We start from the raw sequence: 21,358 nt of genomic DNA on the forward strand, positions 1-21,358 counted from the left end.
GTAGAGACGCAAAATTTTGCGTCTCTACTACACACCCTATGTTCTCTACACCACCTGATCATCGGTAAGCTACGGCTGAAAGTGGTTGGTATGCCGGAACAGACAATAATTGTAAAGCATCATCCAAAGAAAACAGCTGCTGTAGAAAAATTCCCCCAGTTCCTCTTCTTGTCCTGTGGGCTCGTCCAGCATCAGCAGCGAGGCGAACAGATAGCCAAGACTCAGGAATCTGGGTGGAAGTATGAGCTGCTTGTGCCGTGCGAAGAAGTCGCGCACCATTTGTATACCCGTAAGCCAGGGCAGCACTAACCCATACATAGCCAGAACCAGCAGTGCAACAAGCCTCGTCCTGATCCGAAACGCACCCTGCACCATGTTGTGGATATTCGTTTCGTTCTGGTCGCTATATGTGGAGAATACTCCCTTCGTTTCCCAGTCGAAGACGCGCTGCATCCAGCTGATTTCCTCAAAACCCGCAAGGAAATTGAAGGCCGAGAAAATGGCGAAAAACCAGTGCAGGTAGCCATACCGCTTTTTAATCTGAAGGGCAAGGTATACAGAAAGGCAACCGGTTAGCAGCAAAAGGGCAAACGTGAGCCACTCAAAGAGGTGATCCTCCTGGAGCACTAGCGTGTAGGCATCCATGCTCAACAGATAAAAGAGCAACATAACGCCCGTTATAACCGGAAACAGGAATTTGCTAGAGCGCTGCAGCAAATTGAAAGATAATTCCACTTGGCAAAATCTTTAGTAGTATTAAATCATATAAAAACAAGTTAAAACTGTCTTATTCTTATAACGCTACCTTAACCTGTAAGTTGTTAAAACTCTATTCTATACACACTATGCATCCGAGGCTAATCCCATATATGGAAGCGTTTTTACGAACATCCAAATCCGCCTTTAGATAGGATTGTAAGCGGAAACCTGGAAGTCGCCTGAAACATGCATTGGGTATAAAAAGAAAAGCTATGCAAAACTGCCGAGGGGATCCTGAAGCGCCTTGGCATCGACACAATCGACCTTTATTACCAGCATCGTATGGACCCGCAAGTGCTTATTTAAGACACGATTGGGGCCATAGCAATCTGGTGAAGGAAGGGATGATCCACTTTATCGGTATTTCTGAAGCGGAGCTAAACACCAATTTGCTCCCGCTTTTTTTATTACCTGACCGCAGCCGGCTTGTTCTGTGGCACTAGCGCTGCCGTCTGGGCCGGGGTTGCCAGCGGGTCTTTAGCACCAGCAGTTGCAAGCTGCGCGCCACCAGTATAATACTTGTTCAGGTATGGCTCCAGGATAGGCTCCATTCCGCGCAGCACTTGTACGGGCAGCGAGGAGGTAAACCCGAAATCTGCAGCTTCGCGGCCTGGCACAAAGGCCGTCAGCGTGCCAAAATGCCTGTCGCCGAGGAAAAAGACAAAGGTGGCTGTACGGTTAACCGCCCGCGAGGTGATGCGGTGCCCTCTGGAGCTCAGCGTGACCATGCGGTTATCGCCTGTGCCCGTTTTGCCGCCCATCCTCAGTATCGCCCCGTCTGCCCGCACGAAACCACCCTGCAGTCTGCGAGCTGTCCCGACTTCCACCACCTCCAGCAATGCCCTTTTAAGTGTGGCGGCCACTTCCGGCACCAACACCTGTTCTCCCGGTGCAGGCTGGCAGCCTAGCGCCGTCTCGTAGGGGGTATGGGCCGCAAAATGCAGCGATTCAATGTGCAGGGTTCGCTGCCGCACACCGTTGTTCAGGATGATCCCCATAAGCTCGGCCAGGGCTTCGGGCCGGTCGCCAGAAGACCCTAGGGCCGTTGCCAGCGAAGGCACCAACTGCTGAAACGGATAGCCCAGGCGCTGCCATCTTTGCTGTATAGACTCGAAAGCGTCCAGCTCCAGCATGGTGCGGATACGCGAATCGCGGGCACTCTTAAAGCGTGTCTTAAACAGCCAGGCGTATACTTCCCGGCGCTGGGGCTCACTTTCCTTCACAACTTCTGTCCAGGTAGCCTCCGGATGGAGCAGCATGTATTGCAACAGCCAAAGCTCGAGAGGATGGGCACGGGACAAATAGCCCTGATCGGCTAAATTATACGCCTTGGGGCCATAGCGCTCATAAAGCTCTTCCACTCTGTCGTTCTTCAGCTTCTCACCAGGCAGTTGCTCTCTCAAAAACCGGTCAAAGGTCTTCAGGTCTTTGTCGGGGTATAGAAACCGATGCACCACCGCCAGCCTTACCGGGTTTTTGCGCATGCTGTTGAGTAATGTGGCAAATCGCTGCTGCGCGTCCTGTCCTTCGTATTTCCGCCAGAAGCGCCTCAGGTATGTTTGTCCCTCCCTGTCAGCGAACTGTGAGAGATACGTGCGGCGGCGCGGGTCGAGGTCGTTGCTCAGGAGCGCGGCGGCGTTGTCCACGTTTTGGTAGGTCGCGTAGCGCACCACATCGCGCATAAGCCGGATAAACGGCAGGTTAATGGATTTCAGGAATGCCTCTTGCACGGAAGGGTTACGCCCGTTGTCACTGTTTTGGAAATTGTGGAATGTATGCATCCCTCCTCCGGTAAAGAAGCCCTCATAGGGGCTTGCCGAATAACGGCGTTGCAGGGCAGCGTCGAGGGTTGCCTGCAGGCTTTTGTCTTTTGCCTGCGAGAGGTATTGCAGCACCCAGCGCGACAGGTTATCCTGTGGGGTGGCCAGCGCCTGTTTCAAATCGGCCTGCGGCGCACCGGCATAGCGCGCATGCACTTCTGCGATGATCTGCAGATAGGTAGTCAGCACCCGTAGCTTTGCCGTAGACCCCAATTCAAGCTTGCTGCCTTCGTTCATATCAAAGGGCTGATCGGTATTGTCTGTCTGCACGCGCACCAGGTTGCCTGTGGGCGTCCGCTCCAGCAACGTGAAGCTATACCGCACTTCCTCAGTCCGGCCTGCCTTCAGCATGCGGTCGCCCAACACCCCTATCTTGCCGGCAAACTCAGGGTCACTCAACTGGTTGAGGTAGGCAGTGACTTGCGCCTGGAGGTCGTTCTGCAAAGTGGCGGTGGCATCCAGGTCCAGGCGGTCCAGGTCATAGAGTGATTTCCCCAAAAGGTTGGACAGGTGCGTGCGTGCAATGAGAGCGCCCTTGTCTGTATCCTTAATCCGTTGCGCCGGGGCTTCGTCAAAATCCCTGAAACTGACTTCCCGGGCCAGTCCGGCATCGCGCAAGCTGGGCTGTATATAGTTGTTGCTGGCCAACAGGCGCAGGTAGGCCGCTGTCAGCGAATTCAGTTCGGTATGTCCCTCCTGGCCCAGGTAATAGGATGGCCGACGCTGGGCGATCATCAAAGACAGCACCTGCCGCAATGCCTGGCCTTGTGCCTGCAGCGTGTCGCCGGTTGGGTGAGGCTGTCGCAGCAGCTGGTTCACCTGCTCCATGTCGGAGTTAAACCATACCCAAAGTCCGTCGGCAAGGCCATGCACCTCGCCATATCCCGGCGCCCCCGAGAGCGGCACCGTGTTCAGGTAGGAAAGCACAAGTCCCTTCCGCGCCGGCAAGGTCTCTTTACCCCCCTGGTATGCCCGAACGCTTGCCGACACCATCTGCTGTAGTTTCTCGCGAGGCCCCGCAGTGATACCTGACGGCGAGTGCCTGTACTTCTCAATCTGCGTGGCCAGCGTGCTGCCCCCAATGGTTTTGTAATCAAGTCCAACCCTTTTTGCAGCCTCGTGCAGAGAAGCTCTCGAAAAGCGTTTCCAGTCAACAGCGGGGTTCATGTATGGGTTGTCGGAGGAGAGCAACTCACGGTTCTCAATAAACAGCAGCGAGTTAACGATCAGGGGTGGTATAGAGTCGAACGCGGCATAAATGCGGCGTGGGTAACGGAACTGGTATAAGGGCTGGCCGCTGGCATCGGCGATGCGCAGGCCAGTCTGCATTTTCTCGGTGTAAGGTGTAAAATAACCGTCCTGGGTATAGGCGAGCAGTTCAGGAGAGAAACTTGCCTGCGAGGCGATGTACATTCCTTTGCGTTTTGCCCTGTCCAGGAAATTTGGAAGTTGCGCGTAGCCAAGCCTTGTGTCGAAGGGGCCGTTTTGAGGGAAAGCGATCGACTTGCTTGGCCCGCTTTCCAGGCGATAGGTCAGGGATGACGCGATGCGCGTGAACTCCTGCGACTGAAACCTGGAGGTGTTCATCTCATAAAGCACAAGCGAAACGGCGATAATGACAACAAGCAGCGCTATACCTGCAATCGCCCATTTCAGGACAGACCAGCGTTGCTTTTTTTTCCTTTCCTCAGGAGTGATAGGTGAGTAGTTGACGACCATCGCGTATGGGATTTAGAGTTATAGCATAGTATCTTATTAATATTTACGACGCGCCAGCGAAGTGGGTAGTTAAATACATAAAACAATACCTGAAACATCGGCGGCACCCCTTGGGTTAACTGCTCATTTGCACCTTTTTAAGCGGTTAAAGGACTTCCTTTGTTTGAACCGACGTTACGGCATACATCTATTGTTGTGATACTTAAACGGCAAAAAAAAGTAGTATCTTTTGATCTTTTTTTAGTAAGATATTTTAGTAAGACGCAGCCTTATAACTCATTCAGGAGATGGCCTATTCCAAACAGGTATAAATAGCATCTTTCGGACTCAAGTATGCTAAAAAAGCAAAGCCCGCTTATCGAAATAAGCGGGCTTTCAAAAGGAATTGATTCGTTAAATAACGGTTACTGCGTATTTATACCTTAGGGTATGAGCAGGAGAATTTAAACCTGAAATTTAATGCATTTGATAAACTCAGAAACTAAACAACTCAAGGTACGATTCTCTGCTCCATGTAAACCCACCCCTGCCCCTCCCAAGAAGTAGGGCTGTTAAGTTCTAAGAGTTGGTAGTGTGCCTTTACCTAAAGTTTCAAAACACCAAAATAATAATTCTCCCCTTGAGGGGAGTTAGAGGGGTGTTTACTCTTTGCGAAAAGTACTTTTTGCTGGCTTTACACCCCTGCGGTCCCCTCAAGGGGACAATTTTCGTTAGAACTTAACTGCCCTACTCCCAAGAAGAAAATCTCTACCAGAGTAATTTATACCCCTCCAGTAAAGAGCTGGATTGGGTAAAGCAGGATGACAATTAAGGCGACTTTCGGAAACCGCAACGTGGCTTGGATGGACAACCGAGAGTTTAGTTAGCCGCTAATTCTTGACCTGTACGGGCAGGTCTTCCAACTGGGCATACTGTAGTTTCCAGGCCCCGTCCGTGCCCTTCTTCCAGAGCAAAATGAAGTTACCCTCGCCATACCCGTGGGGCTGATCGGGGCTTCCTGGCAGCACATCCACCGAAAAAGTGCCTGCCTCATAAGCGAGCTGGCTGTCTTCGCCTGCACTTACCACGTTGGTTTTTAAATCGCTGATGGTGCCGATAGTTTCGCGCACCCACTTTTCTGCCACTTCATTCTTTCCCTTATAATGCATCTCGCCTTGTATAAACTGCACATCGTCGGCGAGTAGCGCGTCTACTTCCCCGGAAGCATTGTTATTCCAGGCCGAGATAAACCTGCTGTTCAGCTCTTTTACGCTTACGCTATCATCAGACTCTTTGCAGGAACTGAGCAGGGCTACAAAAGCAACTAAATATAGGATCGGTTTCATACGTATCGGTTTTTAGTGAAAACTAAAAAAGCTTACCTGACCTGCCGGGGCTTTCATCCAGCCTGGAAAAATGCGCTGGCAGATCAGGCAAATTGTTTACCAGCTTTTCCTTCTGTACTCTGAGGTATAATATGGAGTAGACGGGTCACCGTAGGATTCATTTGGCAACAGGGCCATGTTCACCAGTACAGGATCGTTTACGGCGGTGTAGCTCTGGTATGGCATTGCCGCCATCTGCGTTGGCGTCACTGCATTTCTGGTTGATTTAGGTTCGTGGGTATGGCTGCTGGTAGCCACGCTTCTCTGGCGCTGTGCCTGCGCGGCAGCGGCTCTGTTGGCAGCAGCCACCCGGTTGGCTTCGGCAATGCGGTCCGCCTCCCGCTGTTTGTTCTTGTTGTCGATGTGCTTGCCGATGGCGTAGCCTGTACCGCCGCCAACGGCCCCTCCTACCACGCCACCAACCACGCGGTTGCGCTTATGGATCACCGCACCTGCGGCAGCGCCAGTGGCCGCCCCGATAACGGTGCCTTTCGCCTGTGGGCTCCATTTCTTCTGTTGCGCCTGTGCGGCACTTCCCCATACAAACGCCAGCAGAAAGGCAATGCTCAAAATATACGGTAGCTTTTTCATGTTCATATTATTTTGTGAATAACACTTTGTTCAAGATTGAAAACTGAGTTTACAAATCACGTGCCATAATCATAACTATCTGATAATGTGAAAATTGATAAATCATCATACCCCCCTTCCTGCTGAAACCAAAAATTTTAGTCAATTTTAGCCAGCTTAAAGGCCGGTATAAAAAGAAAAAACCGTTTACGGGAATGCCCGCAAACGGTTTATAAAAAGGTTTATCACTCCTGTTGCACTAGGCCCTGGTCAGGCCATCGCTTTTCACAAGCCATTTGTAACTCGTCAGCTCATCGAGGCCCATGGGCCCGCGCGCATGCAGTTTCTGCGTGCTGATCCCGATTTCTGCACCAAGGCCAAACTGGGCGCCGTCGGTAAAGGCGGTGGACGTGTTGGCGTACACCGCGGCGGCATCCACGGCGCGCATAAACTGCTCCACGTGCTGGGCGTTCTCCGAGATGATTGCCTCGCTGTGCTGCGAGCTGTGGGTATTTATGTGCTCAATGGCCTCTTCCAGGCTGTCCACGGTTTTCACTGACATCTGGAGCGAGAGAAACTCCGTTCCGAAATGCTCGTCGGTGGCCGGTATCAGCTTGTCCTTGGGGTAAGTGGCTTTTAGCGCCTCGAAAGCCGGGGCATCGGCGTAAAGGGTTACGCCTTTGTCTGCAAGGCCTTCTGCTATGGCAGGCAGATCTGAGAGGCGGCTCCGATGGATTAACAGGCAGTCCAGCGCATTACAGACACTTACGCGACGGGTTTTGGCGTTCACCACAATCCGTTTCCCCTTTTCAAAGTCTGCGTCGGCATCGAAGTAGGTATGCACGATACCCGCCCCTGTTTCTATCACCGGCACTTTGGAGTTCTCGCGCACATAATTGATCAGCCCCTGGCTTCCGCGAGGGATGATGATGTCTACATAGCCCACGGCATGCAGCATCTCGTGCGTAGCCTCCCGGTCTGGCGGTAGCAGCTGCACGATGTTTTTATCGAGGCCATTTCGCTCCAGCACCTCATGTATCAGTTTTACGATGGCAGTGTTGGAGTCTTTGGCGTCGCTGCCGCCTTTCAACAGCAGGGCGTTGCCGGAGCGCAGGCAGAGGCTGAACACGTCGAAGGTCACGTTGGGGCGCGACTCATAGATGATGCCGATCACACCCAGGGGCACAGACACCTTTTGCATGTGCAGGCCGTTCTCCAACGACTTTTCTGACAGCACTTTGCCGAGCGGCGAGGGCAGGTTGGCCACGTTCCGCAGATCGCTGGCGATGTCGGCGATCCGCTCTGCCGACAGTTTAAGCCGGTCATACTTCGGGTCGTCCTCCGGCATTCGCGCCAGGTCCTTCTTATTTGCGGCCAGTATGGTGTCGGTGGCTTGGAGGGCGCTGTCTGCCAGATCCTCGAGCACCTGCACAACCTGCGCCTCGGGCACCATGTTCAACTTCCTGCTGGCCTGTTTTACACTGTTAAAAACTTCTTCTAAACTCATATGATCAGATACTGTGATATTCAAACAAATATAAATAATTGTAATGCACAATAGGCTTCTGATTGCTCATACCTATTTTTTCGGTGGCTTTCTTCGAGCCATACTCTGCTTTGCCCAGGCCGATCTTCTCACCGTGCTCATCCCAGATCTGGATGATGTCGCCCTTCGAGAAGTTACCCGACACCGACACCACCCCAACAGGCAACAGGCTGTTGGCTTCTGCAGCGTGTAGCGCCTCTTTCGCGCCTTCATTCACCACTACTTCGCCTTTGGTATAGTTGCCACTGTGCGCCACCCACTTTTTCAGGTTGGGCTTGGCCGATTGCGGCTCGAAATACGTGGCTGTCAGGTTGTTTTGGAAGAAGTCCACCAGCACGTTGTCGCGGTTTCCGTTGGCAATGTACACATGTATACCCAGATAAGCGGCTTTCTTCGCCATCTTCATCTTGCTTTGCATACCCCCGCGGCCAAACGAAGACTTGGTGGTAGACACGTAGCGGCCCATGCCTTTAGAGCTGCTCCCCACCCGCTCAATAAGCTTAGACTCCGGGTCGTTGGGGTGGCCCTTGTAAATACCGTCCACGTTGGTGAGCAGGATCAGGGTATCGGCGTCGATCATGGCCGCCGTCATACTGGCCAGCTCGTCGTTGTCGGTGAACATGAGCTCGGTAACTGCTACCGCGTCGTTCTCATTGATAATCGGGATGATGTCGTGCTGGAGCAGCCCTGACAGGCAATCTTTGATGTTGAGGAAGTGCCTCCTCGACAAGAAATCCTGTGGGGTAACCACAATCTGCGCAATCCGGTGCCCCTCCTCCTGAAAGAGGTCTTTGTAAGAATGGATGATGTCTATCTGCCCCACAGAGGCAAGGATCTGCTTGCGCACCACCGACTCGGTTTTCTCGTCGAAGGTGATGTGGTTGCGGGCAAAAGCTACCGCGCCCGAAGAGACGAGCACCACCTGAACGCCCTGCTCTTTGAGGAATGAAAGCTGCTTGACGAGTTTGGCCATCCGCTCTTTGTCCGGAGAGCCATCGTCTTTGGTTAATACATTAGAGCCTACTTTTACGACTACTCGCTGTGGCTGATAATTCATGTCTGTGTTCGCTATTTTATTCGAATGGGTGAGCGCCGCAAACAGTCGTTTGTGGCCTCTGGTGTACGCACATAAGTTGAACGGCCGCCTCGGTGCGGTATGGTGCAGCAAGTGGCTAAACAAAAATCACTGCGATTGCCTCTCAAAAGAAGACGGCAACCGCAGAGATCTCTATTGCAATGGTATGTGCATGTATAAATTTTGCCCCTTGCGCTGCAAAAGCAAAATTCATACATGCTTTATGGTGAAAAAGGCCTTTGGTGCAAAGCCTGAGATGGGTGTTAGACCTGGTTTATCGCTACTGGAGCAGATCGTGCAAGGCGCTGATCGTTAGCTTGCTGTTATCTCTTTCGCGTTGCTCTTTCAGGGCAAGGATGCGCTGGTGCGAGCCTACCAACCCTTTGATCACGGCAGAGCTCAGGCCCTGGTGCTCCATCTCGTTAAGGCCGGTAATAGTACAGCCCTCCGGAGTGGTTACTTTGTCGATCTCCTGCTCGGGGTGTGATTTGTTGATGGTCAGTAAGGTCGAAGCGCCTTTGCTTACCTGCACCGCTATCTTCTGGGCATCTTCGGCATCGAGGCCAAGCTGGATGCCGCCCTGGGTCACGGCCCGGATAAAGCGCATGTTGAAGGCGATGCCGCTGGAGCACAGCACGGTAGCCCCCGCCATGAGTTCTTCTTCAATCACCAGCGTCTCGCCAAGGCAGTTGAAGATTTCCTGCACGGCATTTTCCACGCCAGCCGCCTTGTCGTTGAAGGCGAGGCTCGTCATGGATTCCTGCACGGCAATGGCCGTATTGGGCATACACCGCACAATCGGGAAGTCGCCGACAATATCGTGGATATTGGCAATGGTCACGCCTGCAATCACGCTGAGCAGCACGTGCTTCTCCGGGTCAAGGATGGGTTTTATTTCTTTAAGCACATGCTCTAAGTGTGCGGGCTGCACACAAAGCAGAATGTAGCGGCAATTTTTTACGGCAAAGCTGTTGTCGTTGCTTACATGCAGGCCTTTGTCTTTTAGAGGCTGTAGTGACTTCGTGTTTCTCCGCGTGACATAGATATTCTCCGGTTCATACTTCCCATTGCTCAAAAGTCCTACGGCAATGGCGTTTCCGAGATTACCTGCGCCCAGGATAGCTACGTTATCTGTATACATTCTAAGTCTTTAAGATTGAAATTTATGGTTAATTCGTCGTGTGTTTTAATCCACTAGACTGCAAAAGTACAAAAAACATAGCTGGATTAAAAATCTAACGCCCCAGCAGCGGCCCTAAACAAGCAGAAACCAGACGACCTAGCCTTGTATAAATCCGCCGCATCTGCTGGCTCTTAAACTCGAACCAAACGTATGGCGGCTATACCTTTCATTCAACCCAAACAACAAAGTTATACTTACATAAAGTACTATAAAACAATATTTTATAATACTACACCTGCTTTTCAAGTAAACTAAAAAACTTAGCTTTACATCCAGCCTTCATCACTTACATGGCTTCTCAACTTAATGCCTCTGGCACGGTATAAAAACGCTTGGTTAAAATTTTATTAAATAAATGCACCGATCTATTCGAACTTTGTAATCCATACCCATATACTCCTGACGTATAAAGCATCCCGGCATACTGGAAAGTTGCAATTTTCTAGGATTGTTGTTCTTCTTCTTCTAGCGTTTGCCTGCACGTATACCTCCTTAAATTTTATATATACCCTCCCGCGAAAAATGAATGTGCGCTGCGGCATCAGGCTATCTCCTTGCGCCGCAAGTTGTTTAAACCCTGGATATTAAAGAATCTTGCGCGAAAGCCCGTATATTCCGTATACAGCATAGCTTACAGCCTTTTTAGCTTGATATCCAAACGATCGTGGACTCCAGGGAATTTATGTATGATCAGCCAAGCGTTCTGCTGGCGCTTGCCTTATTCGTCCTGATGTTACTGGCGAATGAGGTGGGGTATAGGATTGGGCATCACGTAAAGGACAGGCTGAATGAGGACATCAAGAAACAGGCGGGGTCGATACACACGGGCATCTTAGGGCTTTTGGGCCTGTTGCTGGCATTCACCTTCAACATGTCGATGCAGCGCTACGACAACAGAAGCTATGCTGTGATAAAGGAGGCCAACGCCATAGGCACGGCCCTGCTCCGCACCCAACTGCTGCCCTCCCCCTACGACTCTGTAACCTATTCGCTGCTTCAGCAGTACGTGGCCATACGCCTGAAAGCAAGCAACGTGGATCTCACCCGGTTTGATGAAAGGCACCGTCTGAACAAAGAAACGGATTCGCTTCAGCATGCCATCTGGCGCAATGCCATGCTGGCCAGCGACCTGGATGCCCGGCCCGTAACGACTGGCTATTTTATCGCGGCCATGAACGAGACCATTGATGCCCGCGGAGAGCGGAACGCCATTCTGGAGCGCCATGTGCCAGAGCCAATCCTGCTGCTGCTGTACTCTATTTTTATCGCCTCGGGCGTGCTGATGGGGTATTTGAGTGGTTTGGGCACTAAACGGAGCTACGTGCCAACCGTCATCATGACCCTTCTGATTGTATTGCTCGTCTTCATTATCATCGACCTGGACAGGCCCAGAAGAGGCCTCATCAAAATCAGGCAGGATAGTATGGTGGAACTGCTGGTACAATAAGCGCTTCGGAAACAGCCATGCCAACTAAATAAGCGAGGCCCTTCTACAGCGCATACATGCTGTAGAAGGGCCTCCTTACAAACTAAGCTAAACGCGTGAGTAACTATACCGGCATAAGTTGCAGATTATGTTCCTCACCCGGACTTAACCTGCCGCGCCAGACGTGTCCTCCGAACGTCCGGACGGCATTGTAAGCGACCCGGCATTTCCATTCTGCCACGCCCTCCCGCCGCATGATCTCCAAAAACATCCAGTCTGCCTCGCGCCTGGTATACTTTCTGTATGGCTGCACCGTATGTGCCGGCAAAAGCCCGCCGTTTTCATACAGGAAATCGTGGAGTAGCGGCGCTACGATAGACAACTCGAATGGGGCGATAGCCCACCATACCGCCCGTGGCACAGACGCCAGATCAAATTCGAACCCATGCGGCACCGTAATGTAGGTGCCTTCGTCGAAATAGGTATACTCCCGGTCCAGTATCCAGCGTTTAATCCGGGGGTTATAGGTAAGCACCGGCGGCGGCAGGTATGAATTGGGGATGCGAACCCGGTCCTGATGGAGGTAAAAGGCGTATTGATGCACGGCTGATTTCAGTTAAATTGTCTGCGTTTATTAAGTCTTAAGACTTGCTGCCTTGGATTCATCACGTGTTCTCGAAAGCGCCCGTATCCAGCCACTTGCTTGCAATCAGGCACCACCAGTCAATCGCGATGCCCGCGAGCACATAGTTGTATGGGAGCCAGCCATAGCCCTGCATCCCCCAACCGGTGCCCCAGGAATTCCGGATCATCAGGGCGCCGCGGGTCGAGAGCTGCGGGTTGTCCGGATGCCTGATCTCATAGTCGTCGTCGTAGCCGACAGCCACCACGGCATGCCCGCCTTTCACACTCTCGGTCTTCTGCGGAAAAGGAATCTCGCCTCCCCTACCCGACTGCCCAATAGAGTCGTACACCGTGAAGCCGAACATGGAAGGCTGCCCCTTGTTCAGGTTGGTCTTGATCTGGTCCAGCAGCATGGTGCGCGACAGGCTCGGCAAATCCAGGCGGTAGTAACTAATGGATTGGTAATTTGCGGCAAACGCATAGCAAAAAGCGTTGGGCTCTTTGTCGAAATCCTGGAGCACGTAAGGGCAGTACTCTTCCGGTGGCACCCCGAACAGTGCCATCGCTTTCATGGTAGACCGCAGGTAAGCCCCTGTGTCTCCCTGCCAATGCAGCAGGTTGCGGGTGGCTTTGTACAAAAACATGCGCGAGGCGTCTATATGCTTGCCAAAGGCGCGGCGCTCATAGTACTCCAGCAGCGCAACGCCCGCGTTGGCCGTGCACGAGCCGATGCTTCCCTGGTCTTCGACCGGAGAGAACCACTGCCGCAAGTCGGTGCGCGGAGGCAGTGCAGTGCGGGGGCCGTCGATGCCTAACCGCGAGAGCATGTGCTTTACGGTTTCATCTACCCCCATGGCCACTTTCTCAGGTTCGATTACATCCTGCACCGGGGTATAATCGCGCACGTCCGGCAAATCCGGAAGCCAGCCCAGATGCTTGGCCGGAACAGTCTGCCCGTTGTATGCGCCTGCTGCATCCATGGGCACTTTATCAGAGCGGGTTTTCAGGCCCCTCTCCGACGAGGCAATTTTCAATACGTCCATCGTTTGTTTTCATTTAAGGTTTAGGCTATATGTGTTCAACAGCGCACTCCGGATCTGCCAGCTAAAGGAAAATCGGAAACTGGGTGGGATTGCCCGCGTTGCCGCGACTGCACAAATTTGTTTGCGACAGGTATGGAATCGGCAGAAATGCGTAACTACCACGGGTGATGGGTATACGGGTGAGAGATGCAGACCTGGATTGGAGCAGAATGCAGTAGTATGGGCGAGCAAATAATACCTTGGGTAGTATTTTCATACTCCAATTTCAAGCGATTTGTTTAACTATACTTATATTATATTGACTTTATACCACTACAAAAACATAAGCTCGAATCACTCCTATATGTAGTGGATGGGGAGAGTTATTCGGTAGAAAGCCATACCGTCACAGCTCCAGGCATCCTTTCTTTGGGCGATGCGAGCAGGTTGGGTTGAAATGTGAGGCACAAGCGGACGCTTGCGCCATATAACGCATTTGTTGATTGATATTAAACCTGCAGATGTTGCGAATAAAGATACCAGCGATGTATAAAAAAAAGAATCCACCCAGGTATAAACTGAGTGGATTCCCTTTTTTATATCGGTCTTGTCTGGGGTAACACCCAAGGCGAGGATTCAGGTCGCTCTTGCTCGCTTACTTAGCCGTGTGTCGCTCGATTTCCCGCAGGTTCTCCATTTTTTTGTTACGCAGGAAACCGTTGATATCTTCGAAATGCTCACGGATGCGCTTGGTGCCAAACTCAAACACCTTGGTCGCGAGCCCATCCAGAAAATCCCGGTCATGCGACACGAGGATGAGGGTGCCGTCGAAGGCTTTTAGCGCGTCTTTCAGAATGTCTTTTGTTTTGATGTCGAGGTGGTTGGTGGGCTCATCCAGAATCAGGAGGTTTACCGGTTGCAACAGCAGCTTGATCATGGCCAGACGCGTCTTCTCGCCACCAGACAACACTTTCACTTTTTTCTCTACCGTGTCGCCGCCGAACATAAAGGCCCCCAGCAGGTCTTTCACCCGGGTGCGCACATCGCCAATGGCAATCTCATCGATGGTCTGGAAAACCGTCAGCTCGCCTTCCAGCAGCGAAGCCTGGTTCTGGGCGAAATACCCGATCATGCTGTTATGGCCCAGTTGCACCTTGCCCTCAAAGTCCAGCTCGCCCATGATGGCTTTCACCAGCGTGGATTTACCCTCGCCATTTTTCCCTACAAAGGCAATCTTCTCCCCCCGGTTTATCGTCAGGGACACGTCCTGAAACACGGTATGGTCGCCGTATTTTTTGGTCATCTCCTCCACAATCACCGGGTAGTTTCCGGAGCGGGGCGCAGGCGGGAACTTCAGGTTCAGGGCAGAGGTATCTACCTCGTCTACCTCGATAATCTCTATTTTCTCCAGCATCTTCACCCGCGACTGTACCTGCAAGGTTTTGGAGTAGGTGCCCTTAAAGCGGTCAATAAAGCCCTGGATGTCGGCGATCTCTTTCTGCTGATCCTCGAACTGCTTCTGCTGCTGCTCGCGTCTTTCCTGGCGCAACTGCAGGTATTGGCTGTAGTTCACCTTGTAATCGTAGATCCGGCCCATCGTCACCTCGATGGTGCGGTTGGTGATGCTGTCCACAAAGGTTTTGTCGTGCGAGATCACGATCACCGCCTTGGCGTTGTTCACCAGAAAATCCTCCAGCCACTGGATCGACTCGATGTCGAGGTGGTTGGTCGGTTCGTCCAGCAGGATCAGGTCGGGCTTTTGCAGCAGGATCTTGGCCAGCTCGATGCGCATGCGCCAGCCACCGCTAAACTCCGTGGTGGGCCGGGTAAAATCGGCGCGCGCAAAGCCAAGGCCTTTCAGCGTTTTCTCTACCTCGGCGTCAAAGTTAATCTCTTCGATGGAGTAGTACTTCTCCCCAACTTCCGACACCTGCTCAATCAGTTTGTAGTAGTCGTCGGAGTCATAGTCGGTGCGGGTTTTGAGCTGGGCGTTCAGTGCGTCCATCTGTGCCTTCATGTCCAGGATGCTTGCAAAGGCCTTCGAGGCTTCCTCAAAAACAGTGCAATTGTCATCGGCCAGCAAATGCTGTGGCAGATACGCGATGACAGCATCTTTCGGGGCCGAAATCTTGCCGCGCGTGGGCTTGCTCGCCCCTGCGATAACCTTTAACAGCGTGGACTTTCCCGCGCCGTTCTTGCCCATGAGGGCGATACGGTCGTTTTCGTTGATATTGAACGAAACATTGCTAAAAAGGGCCGCGCCGTTAAACTCAACCGCAACCGCGTCAACTGAAATCATAGGTATAGATCGTAAGGCTGCAAAGGTACTATTTTTTATGCCTCGGCCTTAACGTTTCAGGAATTGATGTATACAAGTTGTGCCTCGGCGTGCCGCCCCTTCAAAAAAATATGAATAAGCTCAAAAACAGGTATGGCTGCCCGCTTTGCCTGTAGCATACGGACAGCCATACCTCCTGAGTTTTGCTTATAAGGACACTACTTTACTCCACGAGGAGCTTTGCCTGGAGTTTCTGCCCGCCAGCCTCCGCCCGAACGATATACAGTCCCCGACTCAGGCGCTGCTGCATCGGCAGCTCAAAAGAGGTCATTTCCTGCCCGGTGCTTTTCAGGGTTGCGGTTGTCACTACGCGGCCCACCACGTCCTGCACCGTCAGGAGCACCGCCTCGCCGGGCTGCACATTTTTCAGGGAGAGATATACCCTGTCCCCGGCATTCGGGTTGGGGTATACCTGCAACTGCGCTGCATCAACAGCATTGGCACTTGCCAGTTTAGGCGAAGAGGCGATGGTTGGGGCTGTTGGCTGGGCCATTGCTATCACAAAATAATTGTTCTGCGCCCCGCTTGCCGGGCTGGCCAGGTTGCCTCCTAAACTCACGGTGCCAGCCGGGAAGGCCTTGCTGTATAAATTCATCTGGCTGATTTTCGAGTCGTTCACGCCGATCTTTCCGGTCTCTACTTTCCAGCTGCTTAACCAGGCGGGCAGCACGGTGGCCCGGGGGTCGTAGGCGACGTATACCGTGGCAGGCTGGTTCAGTTTAAACGTGAGCTGCGAGGAACTGGCGTCTTTCTTGTCATCGTTGGCCGTCCGGATCATGGGGGCTTTGTTTAGAGAGCCGGGCACCGCGGTCACCGCATAGGTACGGTCGGTATAAAAGGCATTAGAAACGACTAACTCAGACAGCACATAGCTTCTGCCGGAAGTGGCTTTGATTTCGGTGATCAGGCTGCTGGGCTGCTGCACCTGGGTGAATGTAGCCATGATCGTTTTATTGCTGCCCATGGTTACCGCCAGTGGGTTGGCTGTGCCCGAAGCGTCGCCACTCCACCCTGAGAACTGGTACCCGGAAGCTGCCGTTGCGGTCAGGCTCACCACCTCGCCGGCAGCGTAAGCCGACTTGTTTGGAGACTTGCTGACGGTGCCGCTGCCGGTCGTGCTGGTAGTGAGGGTATAACTTGCCACAGGGGGTATGATTTCGATGGCGGAGATGATCGCGTTGTTCACCACAGAGGTGAAGCTAATATCAAGCGTTGCCCCTGTTACAGCAACATTGCTGAATGTCTTGACGATGGCTTTGCTTGCCCCATCCTGTGTATAGATGTCGTAATTGCTCAACACCCGCGTCCCTTCCAGATCGACGTGAAACACCCGTGCTCCCGAAGCACCCGAGGTTTTACCGCCTGGCACGCCAAAGTAAGGCTCCAGGAAATGCAGTTTCACGGTATACTTTCCGGCTGCGCTCACCGGTATACGGTAGCTAAAAGGGGCTCCGTTTTCTGCCAGTCTGTAGTTCAGGTATAGCGGGTCATCGGTAGTGCCCTGCACATCAAAATTCTTGGAGGAGGTGGTTCCGCCAGTGTATCCGGCATCCGCAGCCCAGCCACGCGCCTGGCTATCGGTATACGAAGCGCCCCCGGCATTCAGCAAGTTGCCGTTTCCGGCTGTGCCAGACTCATTAAAGGTGGCCTGAATCGAATAGGCCCCAATCGAGCTATAATCGGAGTCGGCCCCCAGGCTACCTTTGGCTCCCTTGATATGGAGAAAATAGCTACCGGCAGGCAGCACACCGCTGTATGTGGCAGATATCGTCTGCCCATCCACCGTGGCAAGCGTGGCATTAGCCCCGTTTTTGAGGGTGAGCAGCACATCGAGATTGGCATATGAGGCCGAGGGGTCTACCTGAATATCCACCTGCCCCCCGGCCGTTTGGAAGGCGAACACGTCTACATCTGACCGGCTGTGGATATAGCCTTTGTTGGCTGACGCAGGCGTGCCTGCCTTGCTGGCCAACAGTGCAGTGGCGCTGCTATGGGTGTCGCCGTGGTCGTCGGGGCGGTAGCCAAAGCCGTTTTGCCCGGTAATAATCGCGAGGTCATCCTCCAGGTTGTTGGCAGCAAGATACTCCCCTTTGCTCCATTGTACCTGATCCTTGTAATAGCCAGCCCCCATGATCGGAGCCCAGTTTTCCTGCCCATAATAATAGGTTTCGGAGGGAGTGTTGCGCCCATCGTGCGAAAGGCCCAGGGTATGGCCAATCTCATGAGACCCGGCCTCGCCGGCATACTTGGCGCCAGCGTTAAACACCCAGCAGGGGGTCTCGTTTCCCCAGGTGAAGGAGTTGACATACGCCACGCCGCCCGCGCCGGGGTAGAAAAAATCTGTTGGTGTAAAGATGACGCGCATCCGACTGGCCGCGGGCGCGCTTAAGTATACTGACTCGTTTGTGGTGATGTTGATGGCGAAAGGTCCGAAATCCTCGCTAATCAGCTTCCAGGCATCAATTATCTCGGCAGCCGTAAGGTTGGCGGGTGCGGCGTTTATTTCTTCGCCATTGTTCCAGTAGGTTCCTTTCACGTACTGGCCGTTGAAGTCGAGCAGCACCACCGCTGCGGCTCCGGGCATGCTCTGCAGATCCGTCGCCGACAGGGGCTGCTCTACGCCCTGGGCGGCAGGTGTTCCTCTTTCGGCCACTGGCCCCTCGGCATACTCCACGCACACCACCTTGTCAATGTCCACCTCCTTCAGGAAGGCTTTGCCCTGCGGGGAGGTTACGTACTGAAAGGCTTTCTTCTCCGCTTTCAGGACAACATAGCCTGTAAGCTGCGTTCCTGCCACTTTCAGGAAAAACGTACTGTTCTTTTTTCCTGCCACACTCCCAATGTATACTTCGGCATCACCCTCTTTTTTGCTGGTCTTGATACGGAGCGCCAATGCATCCTGTCCGGGCACCTGCTGCTTTATAAGCGGGGCTATACCCCCTTGCCGCATTTTTAAAGACTCCACTTTAAAGGTACGCGCCACTTCGGAGGTAGTGCCCAGCGGCAGGGATGCCTGGGCCAGGGAACGTTGCTGGCATACAACCAGCAGCAGCAATAGGATAAGGGTAGTGTAAAGTTTATTCATAACGAGGGGGAGTTTGTGGGTAAAGGGAACGGTAAGGGACTTAAATGGTTTTGGAAGAAAAGAAGAAGCACCTGCGCTGTTTATATTATTTATCTGGCGCTAAAGAGGCTCTTAACGGAAGTGTCTGGGTTTCGGCACCCACAGGAGTATGGGCGGCAAGGGTATAAATTGCAGGCCTGCTTAAATCAGTTGAAAAACGAAGTTCCGGGAAACGTTGGTCTGAGGAGGTATGCATATGCCAATGGGTTAACGAATTCAGGCTTGGACTGGGGAGCGGGTATCTTTTCGGTCGCTCAATCCCCAAAACGTAAAACTCCGGGAAAAGCTGAGGTCCTATTTGCCCCTTTACGTGTACGTAGTCAGTCCCATAATATCCTAAAGTAAAAGTTCACCAACCACTTACAAATCAACAGAAAGAATAGAAATTCACCCGGAATTTGGCATATAAAATTTATACCTATCTGTTACGCAATGTTCTTTTTAATGTTTGCCTTCCGAATCAGACTGATACATGAAATAGCATTCCTTTTTTCATACCGGATGGTCAGGCGGAGGACACGATATTGAAAAGTCCTGAATACCAGCAGAATGACAGCTATTTTATTGGTTATCAAAGAGATAAATAGACTTATAAATAATATTTTATCACGAAATTTTTTTGTTATTTACAGAGAGATATTTATATACCTAATGCCTGCATACCGTATTTTAGCTAAGAGCATGTTTAAAATTCATCTTTTGGGCTGCAAATTGTTCATAAAGGAACCTGACTTCGCCTTTTTGTCACCCCATAGCGCTGCTATGCGGCTCAAAAAACGCTTCGCCAGAACCCTTCCTGAACAATTTTCGCTTCCAAAAACGAAATTTAAACATGCTCTAATGGGGGTATAAAACGCTGAAGGGAAATTTTAATGGAAGAGACATGATTACTGAAACAGCTATACTGGACCAGGCGCAGACATTCGCCATGCAGCAGTTTTCGCGCGATGCCTCCCCTGAAACAGCCCACTACAATCTCCCCCATACCCAGCAGCTTGTCAGCCGTACCCAGGAAATCGGCGAGGCCTGCGGGTTAGCGGAAGCGGAGTTGAAACGCGTGCTGCTTGCCGCCTGGCTACATGACCTGAGCTACCTGGAACCGCAGGAACCTAACGCGCCGAACACCTCCCGTGCCTTTCTGCAGGCAATAAGCCCGGACGGCACAACCGACCCGGAAATAGAGAAAGTACTGCACTGTCTCGCTGCCAGCCGCTATCCGCAGCAGCCCCAGGATGCTGCCGAAGAGGTTTTCTGTGATGCCGTTGCCAGCTTTCTGGCCTCCCAGGATTACCTGTTGCAGGCGGTAAAAGATACTAAGGCGACACCTGCCAAAAGCGCTGAGGTATACGCGGAGTTAAAAAGACTGCGTGTGCTGCTGCAAAAGCACGATTACTTTACACGGTATGCCAAACGCGTCTTTTCGGGAGGCAAGGAAGACACGCGCAAAAAACTAAAGAAGCTGAGCCAGGAATTCTCTGAAGACAATGCCGAGTTGCAGGCGCTCTGGGAAGAGAACAAGCAGCTGCGCAAAGACCTGGGCAAAGAAAGGGAGCAAAAGGTGAGCAAAGGCATCGAGACGATGTTCAGGACGACCATCACCAACCACATACAGCTTAGCGTGATGGCCGACAGCAAGGCCAACCTGATGATCTCCATCAACGCCATTATTACCTCTATCATGATTTCGTCGTTTGTCCGAAAGTTCGACGAAGTTCCGCATTTGATTGGCCCCTCCATCCTACTCACGCTGGTCTGCGTGCTCACCATCGTGTTTGCCGTGCTCTCCACGCGGCCCAACATCAAAACGAAAGTCGCGCCGAAAGGCAGGCTGGATTACCTCTTCTTCGGTGATTTTGTGCACCTGACCGCCGACGACTACAGAACCGAGCTGAGGGGCATTATGCACAACCACGAGCGCCTCTACGACAGCATGATCGACAACATCTTTGTGCAGGGCAAAGTACTGGCCCGGAAATACAAGCTGCTCAAGATAGCCTATACCATCTTTATGGTCGGATTTGCGGTCGTGCTCCTGAGCTATGCCATCGCCTGGCTCTTTTTTGCCCCGGAGGTATAACGCTACACGCCTATCTGACAAAACAATCGTGGGAAAACCCCCATCCCGGCGTTTCGTTAAGCAGGGAATGAGCCGAGCCTTTGTAAAAGAAGACGATGCGGGAGAACCGCCGATTATACCGTCCCGCCCCGCGCTTCCGCCGGGTGCCAGCAACTATGTAACCCCAAACGGCCTGGCCCAGCTCCGCGAAGAACTGACTGCCCTGGAACTGCAGCGGGCAAAGGCAGAGGCCAGCCACGACGATGAGGCAAACCGCACGCGCCAACTCACCATCCTGAACGCCCAACTCGCCGCGCTCACCCAGCGCATTTCCAGCGCCAAGGTAATTGAGCCGAGCGCGCAGCCGCCAGACGTGGTTAGGTTTGGCGCTACAGTCACGCTACTGACCCGCACCCCTGGGCAAGCCAGCACGGAGCGGCGGTTCACGATTGTGGGGGTAGACGAGGCCTCGGTGGCCGACGGGAAGGTAGCCTTTGTGGCCCCTATCGCCCGGGCCGTTTCTGGCGCGCGCGTAGGGCAAAAAGTAAGCCTCCGGATGGCAGGCAGGGAGGAAACCTTGGAAGTGATCGCCATCGCCTATACCTAGCCGCAGCTCGTTTCCCCGCGAATCTTATACCCCCACTTCACAGATGAGGCAGGGTTTCAGGCGTATTGCTAAATAAAAGCCCGAGATGTTAGTGCAATTTTTTTATTTACTAACTAATTTAGCAT

Annotated in this window: 14 protein-coding genes; 3 read left to right on the top strand and 11 right to left on the bottom strand. The window is 52.6% G+C overall.

Annotated elements, in window-relative coordinates; genetic code table 11:
* Nucleotides 1-69 precede the first annotated feature (69 nt).
* From MKJ04_RS09200 to proC, 7 genes are all read right to left on the bottom strand, one after another.
* Complete coding sequence (locus MKJ04_RS09200) at nucleotides 70-669, bottom strand: hypothetical protein (protein ID WP_241641315.1); 600 nt, start codon at nucleotides 667-669, stop codon at nucleotides 70-72.
* A 497-nt stretch (nucleotides 670-1,166) separates the two neighbouring features.
* Complete coding sequence (locus MKJ04_RS09205) at nucleotides 1,167-4,298, bottom strand: transglycosylase domain-containing protein (RefSeq protein ID WP_241641316.1); 3,132 nt, start codon at nucleotides 4,296-4,298, stop codon at nucleotides 1,167-1,169.
* 869 nt (nucleotides 4,299-5,167) lie between these two features.
* Nucleotides 5,168-5,623 (bottom strand): YybH family protein, encoded by a 456-nt coding sequence (locus MKJ04_RS09210; protein WP_241641317.1) that lies wholly within the window; start codon nucleotides 5,621-5,623, stop codon nucleotides 5,168-5,170.
* A 96-nt stretch (nucleotides 5,624-5,719) separates the two neighbouring features.
* The gene (locus MKJ04_RS09215) at nucleotides 5,720-6,253 is read right to left on the bottom strand and encodes a glycine zipper domain-containing protein (protein ID WP_241641318.1); all 534 of its coding nucleotides are present in this window, start codon (nucleotides 6,251-6,253) and stop codon (nucleotides 5,720-5,722) included.
* 238 nt (nucleotides 6,254-6,491) lie between these two features.
* Entirely contained in the window at nucleotides 6,492-7,739 is a 1,248-nt protein-coding gene (locus tag MKJ04_RS09220) for a glutamate-5-semialdehyde dehydrogenase (protein WP_241641319.1), read from the bottom strand.
* Nucleotides 7,740-7,743: 4 nt separating this feature from the next.
* The gene (gene proB, locus MKJ04_RS09225; protein ID WP_241641320.1) at nucleotides 7,744-8,835 is read right to left on the bottom strand and encodes a glutamate 5-kinase; all 1,092 of its coding nucleotides are present in this window, start codon (nucleotides 8,833-8,835) and stop codon (nucleotides 7,744-7,746) included.
* A gap of 298 nt (nucleotides 8,836-9,133) precedes the next feature.
* A complete protein-coding gene (gene proC / locus MKJ04_RS09230) occupies nucleotides 9,134-9,994 on the bottom strand; it encodes a pyrroline-5-carboxylate reductase (RefSeq protein WP_241641321.1) in 861 nt (286 codons plus the stop codon).
* Between the two features lie 706 nt (nucleotides 9,995-10,700).
* On the opposite strand from proC, the gene MKJ04_RS09235 reads away from it, so the two are divergent.
* Nucleotides 10,701-11,483, top strand: a complete 783-nt coding sequence (locus MKJ04_RS09235) for a hypothetical protein (RefSeq protein WP_241641322.1) — start codon at nucleotides 10,701-10,703, stop codon at nucleotides 11,481-11,483.
* 103 nt (nucleotides 11,484-11,586) lie between these two features.
* Here the strand turns inward: MKJ04_RS09235 and MKJ04_RS09240 are convergent, their stop codons facing one another.
* From MKJ04_RS09240 to MKJ04_RS09255, 4 genes are all read right to left on the bottom strand, one after another.
* A complete protein-coding gene (locus tag MKJ04_RS09240; protein WP_241641323.1) occupies nucleotides 11,587-12,066 on the bottom strand; it encodes a DUF1353 domain-containing protein in 480 nt (159 codons plus the stop codon).
* A gap of 61 nt (nucleotides 12,067-12,127) precedes the next feature.
* Nucleotides 12,128-13,129, bottom strand: coding sequence for a C1 family peptidase (locus MKJ04_RS09245; protein WP_241641324.1), 1,002 nt, complete (start codon nucleotides 13,127-13,129; stop codon nucleotides 12,128-12,130).
* Between the two features lie 634 nt (nucleotides 13,130-13,763).
* On the bottom strand, nucleotides 13,764-15,407 hold the full coding sequence (locus tag MKJ04_RS09250) for an ABC-F family ATP-binding cassette domain-containing protein (protein WP_241641325.1): 1,644 nt from the start codon (nucleotides 15,405-15,407) through the stop codon (nucleotides 13,764-13,766).
* A gap of 202 nt (nucleotides 15,408-15,609) precedes the next feature.
* The gene (locus MKJ04_RS09255) at nucleotides 15,610-18,531 is read right to left on the bottom strand and encodes a malectin domain-containing carbohydrate-binding protein (protein ID WP_241641326.1); all 2,922 of its coding nucleotides are present in this window, start codon (nucleotides 18,529-18,531) and stop codon (nucleotides 15,610-15,612) included.
* Between the two features lie 922 nt (nucleotides 18,532-19,453).
* Here MKJ04_RS09255 and MKJ04_RS09260 point away from each other — a divergent pair.
* Nucleotides 19,454-20,647 carry a Pycsar system effector family protein gene (locus MKJ04_RS09260; RefSeq protein WP_241641327.1) on the top strand — a complete coding sequence of 398 codons (1,194 nt, stop codon included), beginning with the start codon at nucleotides 19,454-19,456 and terminating at the stop codon, nucleotides 20,645-20,647.
* A 67-nt stretch (nucleotides 20,648-20,714) separates the two neighbouring features.
* Complete coding sequence (locus MKJ04_RS09265) at nucleotides 20,715-21,233, top strand: GreA/GreB family elongation factor (protein ID WP_241641328.1); 519 nt, start codon at nucleotides 20,715-20,717, stop codon at nucleotides 21,231-21,233.
* The last annotated feature ends 125 nt before the right edge of the window (nucleotides 21,234-21,358 follow it).

It is taken from the genome of Pontibacter sp. E15-1 (genome assembly GCF_022601975.1).
In the GTDB taxonomy this organism is placed as follows: domain Bacteria; phylum Bacteroidota; class Bacteroidia; order Cytophagales; family Hymenobacteraceae; genus Pontibacter.

What these genes read in the sequence shown, in the direction of transcription:
- MKJ04_RS09265 (WP_241641328.1), top strand. Translation starts at nt 20,715, where the DNA reads ATGAGCCGAGCCTTTGTAAAAGAAGACGATGCGGGAGAACCGCCGATT.
- MKJ04_RS09245 (WP_241641324.1), bottom strand. Translation starts at nt 13,129, where the DNA reads ATGGACGTATTGAAAATTGCCTCGTCGGAGAGGGGCCTGAAAACCCGC.
- MKJ04_RS09215 (WP_241641318.1), bottom strand. Translation starts at nt 6,253, where the DNA reads ATGAAAAAGCTACCGTATATTTTGAGCATTGCCTTTCTGCTGGCGTTT.
- MKJ04_RS09250 (WP_241641325.1), bottom strand. Translation starts at nt 15,407, where the DNA reads ATGATTTCAGTTGACGCGGTTGCGGTTGAGTTTAACGGCGCGGCCCTT.
- MKJ04_RS09200 (WP_241641315.1), bottom strand. Translation starts at nt 669, where the DNA reads ATGTTGCTCTTTTATCTGTTGAGCATGGATGCCTACACGCTAGTGCTC.
- proB (WP_241641320.1), bottom strand. Translation starts at nt 8,835, where the DNA reads ATGAATTATCAGCCACAGCGAGTAGTCGTAAAAGTAGGCTCTAATGTA.
- MKJ04_RS09220 (WP_241641319.1), bottom strand. Translation starts at nt 7,739, where the DNA reads ATGAGTTTAGAAGAAGTTTTTAACAGTGTAAAACAGGCCAGCAGGAAG.
- MKJ04_RS09210 (WP_241641317.1), bottom strand. Translation starts at nt 5,623, where the DNA reads ATGAAACCGATCCTATATTTAGTTGCTTTTGTAGCCCTGCTCAGTTCC.
- proC (WP_241641321.1), bottom strand. Translation starts at nt 9,994, where the DNA reads ATGTATACAGATAACGTAGCTATCCTGGGCGCAGGTAATCTCGGAAAC.
- MKJ04_RS09260 (WP_241641327.1), top strand. Translation starts at nt 19,454, where the DNA reads ATGATTACTGAAACAGCTATACTGGACCAGGCGCAGACATTCGCCATG.
- MKJ04_RS09255 (WP_241641326.1), bottom strand. Translation starts at nt 18,531, where the DNA reads ATGAATAAACTTTACACTACCCTTATCCTATTGCTGCTGCTGGTTGTA.
- MKJ04_RS09205 (WP_241641316.1), bottom strand. Translation starts at nt 4,298, where the DNA reads ATGGTCGTCAACTACTCACCTATCACTCCTGAGGAAAGGAAAAAAAAG.